This is a genomic window from uncultured Brachyspira sp. (assembly GCF_944388875.1).
GTDB lineage: Bacteria > Spirochaetota > Brachyspiria > Brachyspirales > Brachyspiraceae > Brachyspira.
Genome location: NZ_CALXKQ010000002.1, coordinates 121,836 through 139,567, shown reverse-complemented (window position 1 = coordinate 139,567; position 17,732 = coordinate 121,836). Strand labels below are relative to the sequence as shown.

Annotated in this window: 16 protein-coding genes; 7 read left to right on the top strand and 9 right to left on the bottom strand. The window is 29.3% G+C overall.

What is annotated here, in order from left to right; all coding sequences use genetic code 11:
- Positions 1 to 25: 25 nt before the first annotated feature.
- Entirely contained in the window at positions 26 to 3,181 is a 3,156-nt protein-coding gene (locus tag Q0J69_RS02905) for an efflux RND transporter permease subunit (protein ID WP_297204168.1), read from the bottom strand.
- Positions 3,182 to 3,292: 111 nt separating this feature from the next.
- A complete protein-coding gene (locus Q0J69_RS02900; protein ID WP_297204167.1) occupies positions 3,293 to 4,372 on the bottom strand; it encodes a hypothetical protein in 1,080 nt (359 codons plus the stop codon).
- A 147-nt stretch (positions 4,373 to 4,519) separates the two neighbouring features.
- Here Q0J69_RS02900 and Q0J69_RS02895 point away from each other — a divergent pair, with 147 nt between their 5' ends.
- The 4 genes from Q0J69_RS02895 (at position 4,520) to Q0J69_RS02880 (ending at position 6,499) form a co-directional block, all read left to right on the top strand.
- Positions 4,520 to 4,924 carry a hypothetical protein gene (locus tag Q0J69_RS02895; RefSeq protein ID WP_297204166.1) on the top strand — a complete coding sequence of 135 codons (405 nt, stop codon included), beginning with the start codon at positions 4,520 to 4,522 and terminating at the stop codon, positions 4,922 to 4,924.
- A gap of 83 nt (positions 4,925 to 5,007) precedes the next feature.
- Positions 5,008 to 5,454 (top strand): periplasmic heavy metal sensor, encoded by a 447-nt coding sequence (locus Q0J69_RS02890; RefSeq protein WP_297204165.1) that lies wholly within the window; start codon positions 5,008 to 5,010, stop codon positions 5,452 to 5,454.
- Positions 5,455 to 5,480: 26 nt separating this feature from the next.
- Positions 5,481 to 6,014: an RNA polymerase sigma factor gene (locus tag Q0J69_RS02885; protein ID WP_297204163.1), complete on the top strand. Its 534-nt coding sequence runs from the start codon at positions 5,481 to 5,483 to the stop codon at positions 6,012 to 6,014.
- A complete protein-coding gene (locus tag Q0J69_RS02880) occupies positions 6,011 to 6,499 on the top strand; it encodes a zf-HC2 domain-containing protein (protein WP_297204162.1) in 489 nt (162 codons plus the stop codon). Before Q0J69_RS02885 ends, Q0J69_RS02880 begins: the two co-directional genes overlap by 4 nt.
- Before the next feature lie 8 nt (positions 6,500 to 6,507).
- On the opposite strand, the gene purN is transcribed toward Q0J69_RS02880, so the two are convergent.
- The 5 genes from purN to Q0J69_RS02855 all read right to left on the bottom strand — a co-directional run bounded on the left by purN (position 6,508) and on the right by Q0J69_RS02855 (position 12,889).
- Complete coding sequence (purN, locus tag Q0J69_RS02875) at positions 6,508 to 7,068, bottom strand: phosphoribosylglycinamide formyltransferase (RefSeq protein ID WP_297204160.1); 561 nt, start codon at positions 7,066 to 7,068, stop codon at positions 6,508 to 6,510.
- Positions 7,056 to 8,072, bottom strand: coding sequence for a phosphoribosylformylglycinamidine cyclo-ligase (gene purM / locus Q0J69_RS02870; RefSeq protein ID WP_297204159.1), 1,017 nt, complete (start codon positions 8,070 to 8,072; stop codon positions 7,056 to 7,058). Before purM ends, purN begins: the two co-directional genes overlap by 13 nt.
- Before the next feature lie 133 nt (positions 8,073 to 8,205).
- Positions 8,206 to 10,515, bottom strand: a complete 2,310-nt coding sequence (infB, locus tag Q0J69_RS02865; protein ID WP_297204158.1) for a translation initiation factor IF-2 — start codon at positions 10,513 to 10,515, stop codon at positions 8,206 to 8,208.
- A 23-nt stretch (positions 10,516 to 10,538) separates the two neighbouring features.
- Entirely contained in the window at positions 10,539 to 11,279 is a 741-nt protein-coding gene (locus Q0J69_RS02860; protein ID WP_297204157.1) for a hypothetical protein, read from the bottom strand.
- A gap of 116 nt (positions 11,280 to 11,395) precedes the next feature.
- Entirely contained in the window at positions 11,396 to 12,889 is a 1,494-nt protein-coding gene (locus tag Q0J69_RS02855) for a hypothetical protein (protein ID WP_297204156.1), read from the bottom strand.
- Positions 12,890 to 13,068: 179 nt separating this feature from the next.
- On the opposite strand from Q0J69_RS02855, the gene Q0J69_RS02850 reads away from it, so the two are divergent.
- Positions 13,069 to 13,554: a tRNA (cytidine(34)-2'-O)-methyltransferase gene (locus tag Q0J69_RS02850; RefSeq protein WP_297204155.1), complete on the top strand. Its 486-nt coding sequence runs from the start codon at positions 13,069 to 13,071 to the stop codon at positions 13,552 to 13,554.
- Positions 13,555 to 13,659: 105 nt separating this feature from the next.
- Here the strand turns inward: Q0J69_RS02850 and Q0J69_RS02845 are convergent, their stop codons facing one another.
- Entirely contained in the window at positions 13,660 to 14,496 is an 837-nt protein-coding gene (locus tag Q0J69_RS02845) for a flagellin (protein WP_297204153.1), read from the bottom strand.
- A gap of 302 nt (positions 14,497 to 14,798) precedes the next feature.
- On the opposite strand from Q0J69_RS02845, the gene Q0J69_RS02840 reads away from it, so the two are divergent.
- The gene (locus tag Q0J69_RS02840) at positions 14,799 to 15,788 is read left to right on the top strand and encodes a M28 family peptidase (RefSeq protein WP_297204152.1); all 990 of its coding nucleotides are present in this window, start codon (positions 14,799 to 14,801) and stop codon (positions 15,786 to 15,788) included.
- Positions 15,789 to 16,275: 487 nt separating this feature from the next.
- Positions 16,276 to 16,983 (top strand): zinc metallopeptidase, encoded by a 708-nt coding sequence (locus tag Q0J69_RS02835; protein WP_297204151.1) that lies wholly within the window; start codon positions 16,276 to 16,278, stop codon positions 16,981 to 16,983.
- Positions 16,984 to 17,041: 58 nt separating this feature from the next.
- On the opposite strand, the gene Q0J69_RS02830 is transcribed toward Q0J69_RS02835, so the two are convergent.
- Complete coding sequence (locus Q0J69_RS02830; RefSeq protein ID WP_297204150.1) at positions 17,042 to 17,476, bottom strand: PTS sugar transporter subunit IIA; 435 nt, start codon at positions 17,474 to 17,476, stop codon at positions 17,042 to 17,044.
- Positions 17,477 to 17,732: the final 256 nt, after the last annotated feature.

Sequence of the window (17,732 nt, the reverse complement as noted above, 5' to 3'; positions counted from 1 at the left end):
AAAGCCTTAAAATATATTGAAAAAATCACTTGCCTGTAACATTTACAGTATCATAATTAGAGAAGTCATCCCTGCTTTCTCTGTCCTTTTTCTCATAATCTTTTAAAGGTATTTTATTTCTTATAGCAGCATAAACAGTAGGAACTATTACAAGAGTAAATGCCGTAGAAACTAAAAGCCCGCCAAGTATTGCAATAGATAAAGGCTGATACATTTCATTACCGCTTCCGCCTGATAAAGCCATAGGAAGAAGTCCCAATATAGTGGTAAGAGTAGTCATAAGTACTGGTCTTAAGCGTCTTGGTCCTGCCTCTAAAGCTGCTTCATCTCCATTAACATGGTTTTCATGCATAAGCTGATTCATATAATCTATCAATACAATACCATTATTTACTACAATACCAATCAAAACTATGAAACCTATTCCGCTATATACACTTAAAGTTTGTCTTCCTATAAATAATGCTATCAAAGAACCTGCAAAACCAAAAGGAATAGCTAATGCTATAACAAAAGGTGCTATAAATGATTCGAACTGACTAGCCATTATAGCATAAACTAAAACCAATGCCAATATTAAAGCCTGAAGAAGCTGCATAAATGCTTCATTCATATCTTCAAAATCTCCAGTATAATTTATATTAAAGCCTGAAGGTATAAATACATCCTTTGATATTTTCTCCTGAACATCAGACATTATTTCACTTAATGCTCGGTTATATCCTGATGCTAATATAGTAGTTATTCTTGTACTGTCTTTTCTCTCTATCTCAGTAGGTCCGTAGCTTTTTTCTACAGTTGCTATTGAAGAAATGGGTACTATGCCGCTTGTAGTTGGTATCATAAGCCTTGATATATCATCTATATTCAATCTGTCTGGCTCTCCAAGCTGAACATTAACATCAATATCTGTAACATCCGAATTGGCTGGAGTCATTGTTGTAGCAGTTGTTCCTGCAAAACTTGTTTTTATAATATTTGCTATTGTGTTTACATTGATTCCCATTTTAGCTGCTATCTGTCTATTAACATATATTTTTAATTCTGGATTAGAATCATCACGGCTTAATCTAGGATCTCTTATACCTTCTATATCAGATATTGCAGTTATTATACTATTTGCTATTTCTGCGGATTTCTCCAAATCATCGCCTACCAATTCTATATTAATTTCATTTCCCCCAGTTCCTCCTGATGCTCCTCCGCTGCTTCCTATGGCTGAAGTTGTTATAGCTGTAATATTTATCTGTGCAGGATATGATACTAATGCATTTCTTGTAAGCTCTATATATTCATCAACAGACTTCTTTCTTCCGTCGCTTTTCTCTCTTAACTGCACTCTTATCTCAGCCTTATTTTCCTCAGAACCAGATTTTACTCTAGACTGCATTCTGTCAAAATCATCTCCTATAACTGACTGTATATCATTCTCCATTCTAGTGATGAAAGCCTGTGTCTGCTCTGATTTAGTGCCAACAGGCATCTCTATATCTATTTTAAATTGCCCTTCATCAGAAGTCGGAAATCCTTCTTTTCCTATAAATATTAATCCTAACGCTATTATTATAAGAACAGCAGAAAGCGATGAAATCAGTACTTTCTTTTTATTTTTTATAGAGTAATTAAGTACAGATGTATACAAATTATTAACTTTATCATGGAATTTTTTATTGACAAAATTTTCTATAGGTATTAAAAATTTAGTTTTCTTATTAGTTACAAGTCTAGCTCCAAGCATAGGAACTATTGTAAGTGCAACAAATAAAGAGCCTATCATAGAAACTGTAACAGTAATACATAAATCTCTAAATAATTGTCCAGTCTGACCTTCTACAAATAAAAACGGCAAAAATACAGCTATTGTTGTGAGAGTAGAAGCAGATATTGCAAGTGCAACAGTTGAAGTACCATTTATAGCAGAAGAATACTTGCCATAACCATTATTTCTATAATAGAATATATTTTCTAATACTACGATTGAATTATCAACCATCATACCTATACCCAAAACAAGACCAGATAAAGAAATAATATTTAAAGTAATTCCCATAAAGTACATCAATGTAAAAGTAACAATTATTGATATTGGTATTGAAACGGCTATTATAGAAACTGTTTTTATATTCCATAAATAAAGCATTAATATTATAACGGCAAATAACCCTCCCTGCCAAGCTGTTTCCAACACTCCGTTTATAGATTCATTAACATTATCAGCATTATTAAATAATATCTCATATTCTACGCCTTCAGGAAGACTGAGATTAGCCAATTGTTTTTGAACAGCTTTAGATACATTTACAGAGTTTCCTCCTGATTCTTTATTTACAGATACTGATATTGCAGGCATTCCGTTAATTTTTACTATCTCTGAATCATCGCTGTATCCCTGATAAACTCTTCCAATATCCTTTAATTTTATAGGAGTATCATTAGTTTTTAATGCTACAACCGTATTTTCTATATCCTCTGCAGTTGTAAACTCTCCCATAGTTCTTAAAGTATATTTATAAACACCCTCATAAGTTTCCCCTCCCGATAAGTTCTGATTTTCAGATGAAAGAAGTGAAACTATAGTATTAATATCTATTCCGTAAGCATGAAGTCTATTTAAAACTAAATCAACCTTCATTTCTGTTTTGAGTCCGCCTCTAATTTCAGCTCTTGCAACTCCTGAAGCCTGCTCTATTTTATTTAATATCTGATTATCTATTAAAGTATATAATGCACCTAAATTATCAGTACCGAAAAATGCTATTTCCATAATAGGAGTCATGTCTGTAGAAAATTTCAATACCGTTGGGCTTTCGGCATCATCTGGAAGAGAATTTTTTGCAGAATCTATTGCCTCTCTGATATCCGCTGTAGCAACGGCTAAATCAGTTCCCCAGTTAAATTCTATAAAAACACTTGATTCTCCTTCCTTAGAAGTTGATGTAATTGTATTAATATCGCTTACTGTAGTTACAGCATTTTCAATTATTCTAGTTACTGATTTTTCTACCTCTTCAGGTCCTGCATTCTCATATTCTGTTCTTACTGTAATATATGGAAGTTCCATATCAGGTAAAAAATCTACTGCCAATTTTGATAGGCTTACAAAACCTAATATTAATACGGCTATCATACACATGAAAACAGCTACTGGTCTTTTAACTACTAATTCTATAAAATTCCTCATTTACACCCCTATTTTTCATATACAATAAATTTAGACGAATAACTTTAAAAAAAGTTTCAAATATCTAAATAATTATATATTAAAAATAGATTTTTTTTAATGAGTAAAAAATTATTTCTCAAAAGATTCCAATTCTTCGCAAAGTTTCAAAAAATTTTCATAAATAGTTATAGACTGCAAATATCTCAAATCAAGCATGTACCCAGAATCAATATGCTTGAAAAACTCAGCATCCCAAAGCTCTGTTTTTATAAAGCCCTCTTTATAATCATATTTATAAGGCTCAAATTTAAATGAATAAGCCCTAAAATATTTAACCTTAGCAAAACATAATTTATATATTCTAAATAATATGCCTATGGTATCATTCCTATTTAAAAATTTATCCGTAAATATTAATGTTTTATGAGAATTTTCCTTCTCCTGATACCAAGCATTATTTTCTTTTTTAAGATCATATTTCTTTATTATATTATCCTTATCTGAAGAATAAAGAGATGTAAAATCATAATCATATCTTACCTCTTCATTACTAAACTCTATATTATCGCATGCTATATAAAAAAAACTATTAGTATCATCAGGCTTAATCTTTATCATTATAGAATATTTATTATCTATTATATTCTTATAACTGCTATTAATATACTTTATATCATCATCAGTACATACATGAAAAACATCATATTCATTAGGACAAGCATTGAAATATTTTGAACATTGAACAAAACTGGCATTTTTAAAAATAACTTCTATACTATGATAACAGCTTAAATCATTGCTTCCTATAATATGCAAATCCTTTTCATAATCAGAAATCATAAAATCAAGCCACATATTATCTTTTATAGAATCATTTATACTCTTTATTTTGTTATTTATGTGCTCTAAATTAATATTTTCTATATAAGATTTAAACTCAGCTTCCATATATTTAAAATTTGTAAAAGCAACCTTATCATCATGCTCTAAAATTTCTATACAAATAGCATCATTTTCTATAATATAAAAAAGATACTTCCTTTTATCATTAAATAATAAATATCCATTTTCCATTTCTTTCATTTCAGCATTTATACTTGCTCTTATATGTTTTATTAATGAAAACATTGCCCTTTTATCATTAGAGGCATTATTATAAAGTATTTTGAATATTTTATTATTTTCATCTAAATATATTATTTTATACATTTCTTATACCCGAATTTTTATTTGTAACTATCATATTATAGTACAAAAATCTTATTTTTTAAAGTAATAATTTATTTAAGGAACTTTTTTTCTTTTTTATTCGTCTAAAAAGTTAAATTATATATTATATGGAGGTATTAATGATTTATGAAAAAGATAGCCTTTATTTTATTATTTATAGTTTTTAATATATGCAGCTTATATTCTGAAGAATACTACAAAATTAATGATAATTCTCTTAAAATATTAAAAGATGCAGGAATAGAAGTAAGCGAAGAACAAAAAGAAAGCATTAATATGATACTTAAAAAATATTCAAGAAACATAAAAAACGCTCTTAATGAACTTAATGATATTAATTCAAAACTTAATAATGAATATAAAAAATCTGACGTTAATATAAATATAATAAAAGAACTAATATTCGAGAGAAAAAAGAAAGAGGCTGATTTTGACTATTTGATTATATCATGTGATTTGGATATATTGGAATTATTTTCAGATATTGATATAAAAAAGATTAAATATTATATTTTGTTTAGTAAAAAGTAGGGAACTTTTTTGTATAAAAATCGTCTAATATATAAGATAATAGATGATATTTTAATTGAGAGAGAGGTGAATAAGGAGATTTTATGAATAAATTGTTTTATAGTATAACTTTGATATTAGTATTATCTTTATCGCTTTTTGGGCAGCCTGGACCAAAAGGTCCTGGTCATCATGGTCCTAGGCATAGAGGAAGACCAGAATCTGATAAAAGACTAGGGCATGATCCGCTTCAGTTTTTTAGAAGAATTGGAATAAATCTAACTGAAGCACAAGCGGATAAAATGTATGATATAGCCATTAAATTTATAACAGAAGAAGAACCTATTAGATTAGAAATTGAAAGAATAGAAAACAGCATAAGAATGGAGTTAATGAAAGAATATACAGACAGAAACATATTAAGAGAATTAATCAGCAGAAAAAAAGAACAGGAAGCTTTAAGAGATTATTTGAGAATAGTTAGGGATTTGGATATAATAGATGTGCTTACTCCTGAACAAAAAGCTCAATTAAACAGCAGAATGAAATAAGTATTTGTATTAGCGGTGTTAATATTATGGCTTATGAAGATAATATAGATGCATTTAAAATAGGCAATGAAGAAGCCTATAAAGAACTTATAGAAATGTATAAAAAACCATTATTCAATTTGGTTTATTCAATTATATCTAATAAGGAGGAAGCTGAAGAGATAGTACAGGATGTTTTTGTAAGTTTTTATATAAAAAGAGAAAGTTTTGAAGGAAGATCTAAGATATATACTTGGCTCTACAGAGTATCTTTCAATAGGGCTGTTGATCATATAAGAAAGAAAGAAAGAGAAAAAAAATACAGACTAAAGGAATACAGAAGCTGTGAGATTCAGGAATCGGATAATGAAAACAGTATAAATAAAATTATACTTGCAGAAGCACTTGAAAAATTAGAGGATGATTTCCGTATACCGCTTATGATGGCTGAATATGAAAATTATTCTTATAATGAAATCTCTGAAACACTGGATTTGCCTGTTAATACAGTGAGAACCAGAATATTCAGAGCAAGAAAAAAACTTTTATCTATTATGAAAAAAATGGGGGTGAGCTTATGAAAAATAATCATGAATATTATGAAATGCTTATAAGCAGATATATGGATAATGATTTGGATAGTGATGAAATTTTTGAAATGGAAAAGCATTTATCAAACTGCAAATCATGTCAGAAATTTAGAGATGAACTTAATTCTATGTCATCAATACTGTCTGGTAAAAAACCAATAATAGTACATAAAAAGAACATGTTTAATAAAAATAAATTTATAGCATATATATGTTCTGCAGCGGCAGCCTTATTATTATTTGCTGGAATATCTGTAATTTATAATAAACCAGCTTCTAATATTGACGATGACATGAAATTAATAGTTTCTGATTTAAATAACTCTATAGCAGATAAAAGCATAGATAATAGTTTTAATGATGATGATTATGCTCCATTATCCAGCTACTTTAGCTACAGCGATCAAAATGAAAGCGATGAAGGAAGCGGAGAAATATCTATAATGTCTGCATATATTTACTATATGGGAAAATAAATATTTAATTATTTTTTAGATAGTTTAATTACAGTTTGAGGAAGTATTTTATGTTCTTCTATCAGCACCCTTTTTTGTAAAGTTTCGGCGGTATCATCTTCTTTAACCTCTACCCTAGCCTGCATTATAATATCTCCTCCGTCTATAGTATCTGTAACATAATGCACAGTACATCCTGATTCTTTTTCCTTATTTTTAATAACAGCTTCATGCACATGAATACCATACATTCCCTTTCCGCCGTATTTTGGAAGAAGCGAAGGATGAATATTTATTATTTTGCCGCTCCACTTTGATATAAAAGCACTATCAACTATAGATAAAAATCCTGCTAAAACAACTAAATCTATATTATTTAAAAGCTCATCTATTTTTGAAAACAATTCATTTTTATATAATTTTCTATCCAGTAATACAGCTTTTATACCAGCATTTTCTGCAATATTTAAGCCTCCGCATTCTCTATCCGCTATTACAACATCTATACTATAAAAATTGTTATCCTGATTATCTATTAAAGATTTTAAATTACTTCCGCCTCCGGAAATTAAAACAGCTATTCTAAGCATATTCCGCTTTTTTCCTCATCATCATAATTTTTAGTAATATACCCTATCTCGCATGCATATTCATTCATAGACTGCAAATCATTAATAATGCCGTCTTTATCTTCTTTGGAAGCTATTATAACAAAACCAATACCCATATTAAAAGTATTGTACATCTCTTCTTCTTTTATATTTCCAAGATACTGAATATAATTAAAAATGGAAGGAGTTTTAAAGCTATCCTTTTTAATAACAGCCTTATATCCTTTAGCAACAGCACGAGGAACATTTTCTATCAATCCTCCCCCTGTAATATGAGCCATACCCTTTATATTGTACTTTTCTAATAGAGGAAGAACTTTTTTGACATATATCTTTGTAGGTATTAAAAGAGTTTCTCCTATTTTTTCTCCCTCAAATACAGCATTATAATCGCGTACTAACTTTCTTATAAGAGAAAAACCGTTGCTGTGAAAACCAGAAGAAGAAATACCTATTATTATATCCCCATCAGATACTTTTGAACCGTCAATAATTTTTTCTTTCTCTACAACACCTACACAAAATCCTGCTATATCATAATCACCGTCTTTATAAAAGCCCGGCATCTCAGCAGTTTCCCCTCCAACTAAAGCAGCACCAGCCTCATAACATCCATCTGCTATTCCTTTTACTATCAAAGAAGCAATCTCACCGTTTAATTTGCCGCAAGCAAGATAATCCAAAAAGAAAATAGGTTTTGCCCCATGACAAAGAACATCATTAACGCACATAGCTACAGCATCTATTCCAACTGTATCATATTTCTTCATAGAAAATGCTATCTCTAATTTTGTTCCAACCCCATCAGTTCCAGAAACTAGCACAGGATTGTTGTATTTACCCAACTCATACATAGCACCAAAACTTCCTATGCCGTTAATTACATTTGTATGCATAGTTTTGGCAACTACTTCCTTCATAAGTGAAACAGCTTTGTAGCCTTCTTCTCTGCTGACACCGCTGTCTTCATAAGAAATTCCCATAAATAATCCCTCTTTTTCTAATTGATAAATAGTATACCAATATTTTGTATATTTACAATATTATTTTTTAATTAAAAAAGCAATGAACTTAAAATATTAAGCTCATTGCTGTATATGTTCAAATAATTATAAATTATAACTCTTGTGCTATCTCTTCTATTTTGAATATCTCAAGTACATCGCCTTTTTTTATATCATTAAAGTTTTCTATAGAAGCACCGCATTCATAACCTGATGCTACCTCTTTAACATCATCTTTTATACGTCTTAAACTAGATATCTTACTTGTATATATAAGGACATTATCACGCATAACCCTTACACCAGCATTTCTCTCTATTTTACCAGATGTAACATAGCATCCTGCAATAGTGCCGACTTTAGGAACATGGAACACATCTCTTACTTCAACCGTTCCAATATCAACTTCTTTTTTGAGTCTTTCAAGAGAACCTTTCATAGCATTTTGTATAGATTCTATTGCCTCATAAATAATATCATATCTTTCTATAGGTATGCCTAATTTTTCAGCAAGCTCTCTAGCTTTGGCAGAAGGACGCACTCTATAAGCAATAATGATGGCATTAGAAGCATGTGCTAGGTTTACATCGCTTTCAGTAACAGCTCCTGAAGCACTGTATATTGAAACAAAACGTATTTTATCGCTTTGTATTTTATTCAAAGCATCTCTTAAAGCCTCCGCACTGCCCTGTACATCTGCTTTTATTATAACCTTAAACTCTTTCATAGATTCAGAAGCGATTTTTTCATAGAGGTTTTCTAAAGTAACTTTAACATTAGCCTTTAAAGCCTCCTGCTGTTTTAACTGAACTCTTTTATCAGCTATAGCCTTAGCTTCTTTTTCATCAAGCATAACATTAAATGATTCGCCCGCTTCAGGAGTCTTTTCAAACCCTAAAACCTCAACAGGAGTAGAAGGCAAAGCCTTTGTAACTCTCTGTCCCAAATCATTAACCATAGCTCTTACCTTTCCAACCGAAAGCCCGCATACAAAATAGTCGCCTATTTTTAAAGTACCATTTTGAACAAGAACTGTACCAACAGGTCCTCTTCCCTGATCAAGCGATGCTTCTAAAACTATACCTATAGCCTCTCTATTAGGATTAGCCTTTAATTCAAGCATTTCAGCCTGAAGTATGATAGCTTCTAATAAGTCATTAATTCCCTGCTTTGTTAATGCACTTACACCTATATATTGAGTATCTCCTCCCCATTCTTCAGGTGTAAGTCCATATTCTGACAATGCCGATTTAACTTTATCCATGCTAGCATTGGGTAAATCCATTTTATTAACAGCAACTATTATAGGCACATTAGCTTCTTTAGCATGATTTAAAGCTTCAATAGTCTGAGGCATAACTCCGTCATCTGAAGCTACAACAAGTATTACTATATCAGTACTTTTAGCACCTCTAGCTCTCATCATAGTAAAAGCAGCGTGTCCAGGAGTATCAATAAAAGCTATCTCTCCGCTAGGTATTTTTACTTTATAAGCACCAATATTTTGAGTTATTCCGCCGCTTTCTTTTGAAGTAATATTACTATGTCTTATAGCATCAAGAAGGGAAGTTTTACCATGGTCAACATGCCCCATGATTGTTACTACTGGAGGACGAGGTTTTAAATCTTCTTCTTTATCCTCTTTTACTTCAATAGTAGCCTCTTCCTGCAATGATACAACATTAACCTTACATCCGAAATCATCTGCTATAATTGTAGCAGTATCAGAATCTATTATATCATTAACTCTAGCCATAGTACCCATACCCATAAGTTTGGATATTATGTCTGATGCTCTTAAATTCATCTTTTTGGCTAAATCGCCTACAGTAATCGTTTCCATTATGCTGATTTCTTTTTCAACACTGGCAAGTCTTTGTTCCTGCTGACGTTTTTTAGCCTGCATTTTATTAAAGATTTTATTCTCCTGTCTTTGTGCAGCTTCAGCTTTAGAATCTTTTTGAGAAGATTTTTTATCATATTCTTTTTCTTTCTTCTCATAATCTCTTTTCTTACCATCTTTTTTATTATCTTTTTTAAAAGAAGATACATCCTCTACAGGAGAAGATATTTGTAATTTACCGTCTTTATTTTCCTTGTTAAAATCTTTATGATCTTTATTATGAGAATAATTCTTATTTTTATTTTCTCTATTATCTCTATTTTCTTTTACATCCTTATTATAAGGCTCTCTTACATTTTTTTGTTCTTCTGATGATTTTTCCTGCTTTTTATTGTTTTGCTTATCAGTTTTAATTATTATCTTTTTTATAACTTTCTTTACTTTTTTTACTGCTGTAGCCTGACTATCATCACTATTGTTATTATTATTATTAGATTTTTTTATAATAACTTTAGGTTTATCAGCTTGTGAGCTTTCTTGATTTATATTTTTTTCATTATTCTCATTTTTTTGAGACATTATTTTCCTTTCCCATTATTTAATTAATTATTTGTTCTTGGCAATAAATTGTTGCTTTGAGGCATCATAGCATTATTTGTTGCATTAGGATCTCCAACTTGAGGAGGAAGTATATTAGCTTCGCCTAGAACTGCTGTATTTCTTTCTATAACTGCTTTATCTTTTAAATCAGTTATATCTCTTTCCACTAATTGCTGAGCATAAGCATTTTTATATAATTGTGATATAGTAGGTGCTGTTTCTGTATTGTATTCTGTAATACCGTACATTTGAGCTATTTGAGGTTTAGCCTGTTCAAAAAATGCCTGAGCCTGTTCTGCTGTAGGTTCTGGTATTGTTTTAGCTGCATCTGTCATAAGTTTTTGCAAATAATATTGTGCTTTCATATTTCTTACAGCAACATCTATTACTGATTTAGCTTCATCACTGTCAAAAAACTTTTCTTCCTCAGCTTTTTTTAATAATAAAGCATCTCTTATAATCATTTCTGAATAATATTGTTTAAATTGATCATTATTAAGATATAAAGCCATTTGTTCTTCTGTAGCTCCCTGAGATATTAAAGAAGCTTTTAAATCTTTATTAAAATTAGTTTGATTAACTGTCATATCATCTATTTTTAGAACCCACTCTCCTTCGCCGCCTTTTAAATAAGCTAAAGCATCTGATGAGGATGAACTTCCGCTTTGTGTTTGCGAACATGCTATTATAGGCAAAGAAGTTATTGCAATAAATAATAGTCTTTTAAAGTTTTTCAAAGTCATAAAATTATACTCCTTGTAAATAAAGAACAGTTTAATAGTTGTATAGTTTATCATATATAAATATTTCTGCAAGTAAAAACAAATAAAATTTTATATAATAAAACTATATAAAATTTTTATTTTTTACCAGAATACATATTAATTACTAAATTAGGCAGCTCTTTTTCTATAATGCCATACCATATAGATTTGCGTCTTTTTAAAGTTTTACTGCTCATAGCAAAGTTCATAAGTTTATTATAAGTTTCATTAGCTTTTTGAACATTTTGAAATATTGGTATATGATTAGCTGGAAATATTTCTGATATATTAGCTTCTATATCCTTTTTAATAACTATATCATATACAGGAAGAATTTTCTCATAACCAGCACAAATACTTTCAGCATATTCCAAAACCATCTTATCAAATTCAGGTATGGTTTTTAATAACTTTATTATTAAAGCAAAAGTGTCTATTGCCTCTTTATAATTTTCTTTTACAACATACGCCCCATTTGCCTTATCGCATAAATCGCATATAGTTGAATTAGTATATCCTGATATATAATCATTAACTTTTTCATCTATTTGAAAAGGAGGCATTGATTTTGCAACTTTTGATATTAATTCCAAAGCAGCGGTAAACATTCTCTGCTTCCACAAATTACCTTTAACACTTTTAACAAGTTCTTCCATTTCATTAAAAAAACGTTCCTTATATTTCTCATCAGGATTAAATATAGCTTCAACTATTGGAATCTCAGTACCTTTAAATGATATCATTCCATTATCATAAAAAGATATAATGTTCTTTTCAAATATTTCACTTTTAGACTTGCTGTTTTCTTTAAGAAAGTTAAACTGAAGGTTTTTTGTAACTATAACTTTATTTTCTTTAGGAGCTAAAGTATTTGCTCTAGCCTGCATCCTAGCAGCATTATTAATTAAAAACCCAGATAAATCTCCGTCTTCTGTAATTATTAATGAACTATTTGTATTTCCCCCTGATATGCCTGCACTAATTTTAAACTCTGGCAAACCCGCTGTATCAACACTAGGATATTCATTTAATAATCTCTTTTTGCTCAAAACCCCTATAATAGCTATTGTAGCACTTAAAGCATCTGTAGCTGTAGGGCATACCATAATAATTTCATCGCCTTGTTTTCTATGAGATATTACATTATAAAATTTTGTAACTTCGCTTACTTTATTCTGCATTAAATCATCTAATGCATGAAGTTTTGATAAATTATTTTTATTCTCTTCGCAGAATTTTGTATAGCCATGTATATCAAGCATTGCTATATAAACATCTGCTATTGATAAACTCAGTTTTAAATCCCCAGCAAAATTATATTTAGGATTTTCCGCAACAAACTGCATCCATAACTTAGGATACATTTCCTTATCCAAATTATTAAAAAAACCCCAATTAATTTTACGTATAAGAGCAAATAAACTTTTTAATATTGATTTATGATCATGAACCTTTTCAAAATTAACATTCTTCGCATAAGTAAAAAGACCTGAAAAAGTTTTTATCTCCCCAGACACTATTTTATCACTTAAATGAGCATATAATTCATATTTAGAAGTAGATTGATTGTATTCCTCTATTTTATTCACTTTTTCCTCTTTTAGAATTAGAATCTTTTATTAAATTACCCTTATTATTACTTTAACTTATAAATAAAAAAAATCAATACTTTAATAAACAAAATACAAAACTAAATAAAACTAGTATAACTTGAAAAAAAATTAAACTATACTAAAATAAATAAAAAAAATAATGTAAATAAAATATTATGGAAAAAGTAAACAGTAATTTTAATGTATCAATAGCTTTATACAGACCTGAAATACCAGCTAATACTGGAAATATAGGAAGGTTATGCGTAGGACTTAATATATCTCTTCATATAGTTTCAAAACCGTCATTTATAATAAGCTCTAAAGAAGTAAAACGTGCTGGTTTGGATTATTGGGAGCATTTAAACATAATAAAACATGAAAATGAAGACACATTTCTTGAATACTGCATTAATAATAATAAACGTATAATACCTATTACAAAATTCGGAAAAAATAGATACGATGAATTTAATTATTCTAATAATGATATACTATTATTCGGAAGAGAGTCAACAGGACTTAGAGAATCATTATGGGAAAATGAATTAGAAAATTCTATATATATACCTATGAGTGATAATGTACGTTCAATTAATTTATCCAATACAGCAGCTATTATATCTTATGAAGCATACAGACATATTTGCCTTTCTATTTAATTATTTTAATTATTAAAACAGATAATGTACAAATAAAAAGCCCATCAGTATTTCTACCAATGGGCTTTATATCTACATTTGTAATAATCCGCTTTTTAAGAAAAATTATCCAATAATTCTCATTATAGATTGGTTTTTCATATTAGCATTAGCTAACATAGCTGCACCAGTTTGCTGTAAGATTTGTTCACGAGTATAAGCAACCATAGCAGAAGCCATATCAGCATCACGTATAACGCTTTCAGAAGCTATAGTGTTTTCAGTAGCTATCATTAAGCTTTTTACCATAGATTCCATTCTGTTTTGAACAGCACCTAATTCAGCTCTTTGAGCTACTACCATTTGTAAACCTTCGTCTATTCTTCCTAAAGCTTGGTTAGCAGTTTCAACAGAAGAAATAGAAATAGGAGTATCTCCTCCAACTTGTAAGTTAGCAGCAGTCATAGAACCTATGTTTATTGATACTCTTTGATCCATGTTAGCACCGATGTGGAAAGTCATAGGAGTTTGACTATCAGCAGCAAAACGTCCTGTTAACATGTTCATTTTGTTGAATTCAGCTTGAGAAGCAATTCTGTCAACTTCTGATACTAATTGATTAACTTCGATTTGTATTAAAGCTCTGTCAGTGTCAGAATAGATACCGTTAGCAGATTGAATAGCTAATTCTCTCATTCTTTGCATAATGTTAGTAGTTTCATTTAAGTAACCTTCAGTTGTTTGAATGAAAGAAATACCATTTTGAGCGTTTCTAGTAGCTTGTTGTAAACCACGGTATTGAGAACGCATTTTTTCAGATACTGCTAAACCAGAAGCATCATCTCCAGCAGTGTTAATTCTTTGACCGCTAGAAAGCTGAGCTATTGTTTTAGTCATTGAACTTCCTGTTAAGTTCAATTGTCTGTTTGCATTTAATGCAGAAATATTATTGTTGATAATCATAACTACCCTCCATGAATAGTGCTTAAAATATTTTTGTAATTTTTATTTTCTAAAGCCATTTATATTATGTTTCATCCCGCTATTTAGTCATCCCCTAAAAAATAGCAACATAATATTAACTTTCAATATATTATAATTATAATATCTTTTAAAAAAAAAGTAAAGACTAAATTTTTATAAAAAAATACCGATAGGGGCATTTTAGTATATAAAAATATAGTTATACTGACTATTTATTGACTTTTAACTTATACTATATTAGACTTATTTATATTTTCTATATAAAAAGGACTTATTAAGTTATGAAATATATATCAATCTTCATTGCGGTAACAATGATATTTTTATATTCATGCACTAATGCTAAAGCAAATACATCTGATGAAAAGCAGTCTAGAAACATAAATGAAAACTTATATTTTGATGTTGATAATGCATATAAATACATAAAAGCTCAAACTGATTTAGGACCTAGAAACTATGGAAGCGAAGCTCATAAAAAAGTAAGAAGTTTTTTTAAACAGGAAATTTCTAATATAGGATATGAAGTTTATAGTCATAATTTTGAAGCTCCATATATAAAAGGAAGAATCGGAGAAAATATTTATGCTTTCTTAAAAGGCAAAACAGATGATTATATAATTATAGCAAGTCATTTTGACAGCCGTTCTGTTGCAGAAAAAGACCCTATTGAATTTAACAGAGATAAACCTATAAGCGGTGCTAATGACGGAGCAAGCAGCAGCGGTGTACTTATTGAACTTATGAGGGCTTTAAAAAATCATAATGACCTGCCTTACAGTGTGTGCTTTGTTTTATTTGATTTGGAAGATGACGGAAATTTATTTGATGTATATGGCAGTTCTTTAATAGAAACAGATTGGATACAAGGGAGCATAGCATTTGTAAATGAGATTATATTAAGAGATAAAATAATAGATAAGCAAAAAATAAAATTCGGAATACTGCTTGATATGGTAGGAAGCAAAACTGCTAAATTCAAATATGAAAGTTTTGCACATACTTATTATTCATCCATATATAATAAAGTATGGCAATATGCCAGTGATTTGGGATACGGAAAATATTTTTTTGATGAACATTACGGAACTATAACTGATGATCATACTCCATTTTTAAATGAAAGAATACCATTTATAGATGTTATAGATATGGGATACCCTTTTCATCATACAAGCCAAGATACTATAGATAAATTGGATAAAAAAACTTTGGAAGCTGTAGGAAAAACTATTGAATACACTATAAAAAATTCTGATAAAATATTTTAATGCTATTATAGTAATAAATGTTTTTTAGTAATAAGTAAGTATATTATAATATTGTTAATATATTTTTAGCTTAAAATAATAAATTTTTATGCTGCAAATAAAAATAGATTTGTTTCAAAACTATTTTTATTTATAATTGCGGGGGCTAAACAGCCGTGCCGATCCCACACTTCTTTTGGAAGCAGCTAACAACTATATATTTATATACTAAAATAATAAGTTGTACAACATGTAAAACGTTATTTTTATAATTTATCAATATAACAATTTTATATATAGTCTTGTATAATATTGTCAAGTACTTTTGAAACAAGTATATTAATCATTATAAAAAATATAATAAACAAAATTTAATTATCAAAATTTGATAGTATAAAAAATTTATTCTGCTTGTTTTACAATGAAGCTATTAACATAGTTATAAAAAAATGTTATAATATATACACAAATAATAATGAAAAATACTAAAAAATAGGAGGTTTTTTCAATGTTTGGATATTTTGAATATTATTTCGGATATATATGGATACTGCTTCCGGGAATACTTCTTGGTTTCTGGGCTCAGATGAAAGTTAAAGGAACTTATGCTAAATATAGCAGAATGGAAAATAAAAGAGGAATAACAGGTGCTCAAACTGCAAAATATATATTAGAAGGCTATGGAATAGATATACCAGTTGAAAGAATAGCAGGAACATTAACAGATCATTATGATCCTTCTTCAAGAGTATTAAGACTTTCTGCTGGAGTTTATGACGGTACTGATGTTGCAGCTTTGGGTGTTGCCGCTCATGAGGTAGGACATGCAATACAGCATGACAGAGGATATGCACCGCTTTCTATAAGAAATGGTTTTTATCCTTTATGTGCTATAGGAGATCAATTCGGTCCATATTTGGTATTAATAGGATTGGTTATAGGAGGAGCTGGAAGTTTTTCATATTATATAATGATGGCTGGCATAATACTTTTTGCTTTTGCTGTATTTTTCTCGCTTGTAACATTGCCTGTAGAATTTGATGCTTCCAACAGAGCTATAAAGATACTCGATAAAGGCGGATTTTTGGATCAGGAAGAACTTTATGGTGCTAAAAAGGTTTTATCTGCTGCTGCTTTAACTTATGTTGCCGCTGCTGTTACTGCTATACTAACACTATTGAGATTATTAATGCTTGCTCAAAGAAGAAGAGATTAATTAAAAAATTAAAGAGGTATTAAAATTATTTAATACCTCTTTTTTTATTCCAATTTAGTTATTGAAGTATAATATCGTATATTTCCAAATCAGTTAAATCATCGTACATTATTCTTTTAATTTTTTCACTCTCATTTAATAAATCAGCTATCTCCTCTACTAAATCCTGATGATGATCATTATTTTCAGCTGCTAATGTGAATAATAAGAATACTTTATTTTTTTCATCAAAATCCACACCATCAGAAATTTTTAGCAAAGTGATACCGTTTTTTAAAACCCCATCTTCAGGTCTGGCATGGGACATAGCCATTCCATCTCCAAGTACAATATAAGGTCCTGTTTCCTTAATGTTTTTTATGATAGAATCTACATATCTAGGCTCTATACACTTATTGTCAAGCAATAACTGTGCACCTTTTCTTATAGCTTCTTCCCAATTAGAAACACTTTTAACAATATCTATTTTGTTTCTTATTAATTCTTTTAACATACACATACCCCCAGATAATAAACTGTTACTACTAGATAATATTATACTTTTATTTTATTTATTTGTCAAATTATATTTTTTATGTACATAAAAGTTTCAAAATAAATTGTTCATATAGAAATAAGTATAAATACAAAAATTCCGAAAATAAATAGTTCAGATATAACAAATTTTATATAAATAGGTTTTATTTTATAATACTTACTATATTTTTATTATAGTGTATAATAAATAAAAATGAATTAAAAAGGATTTT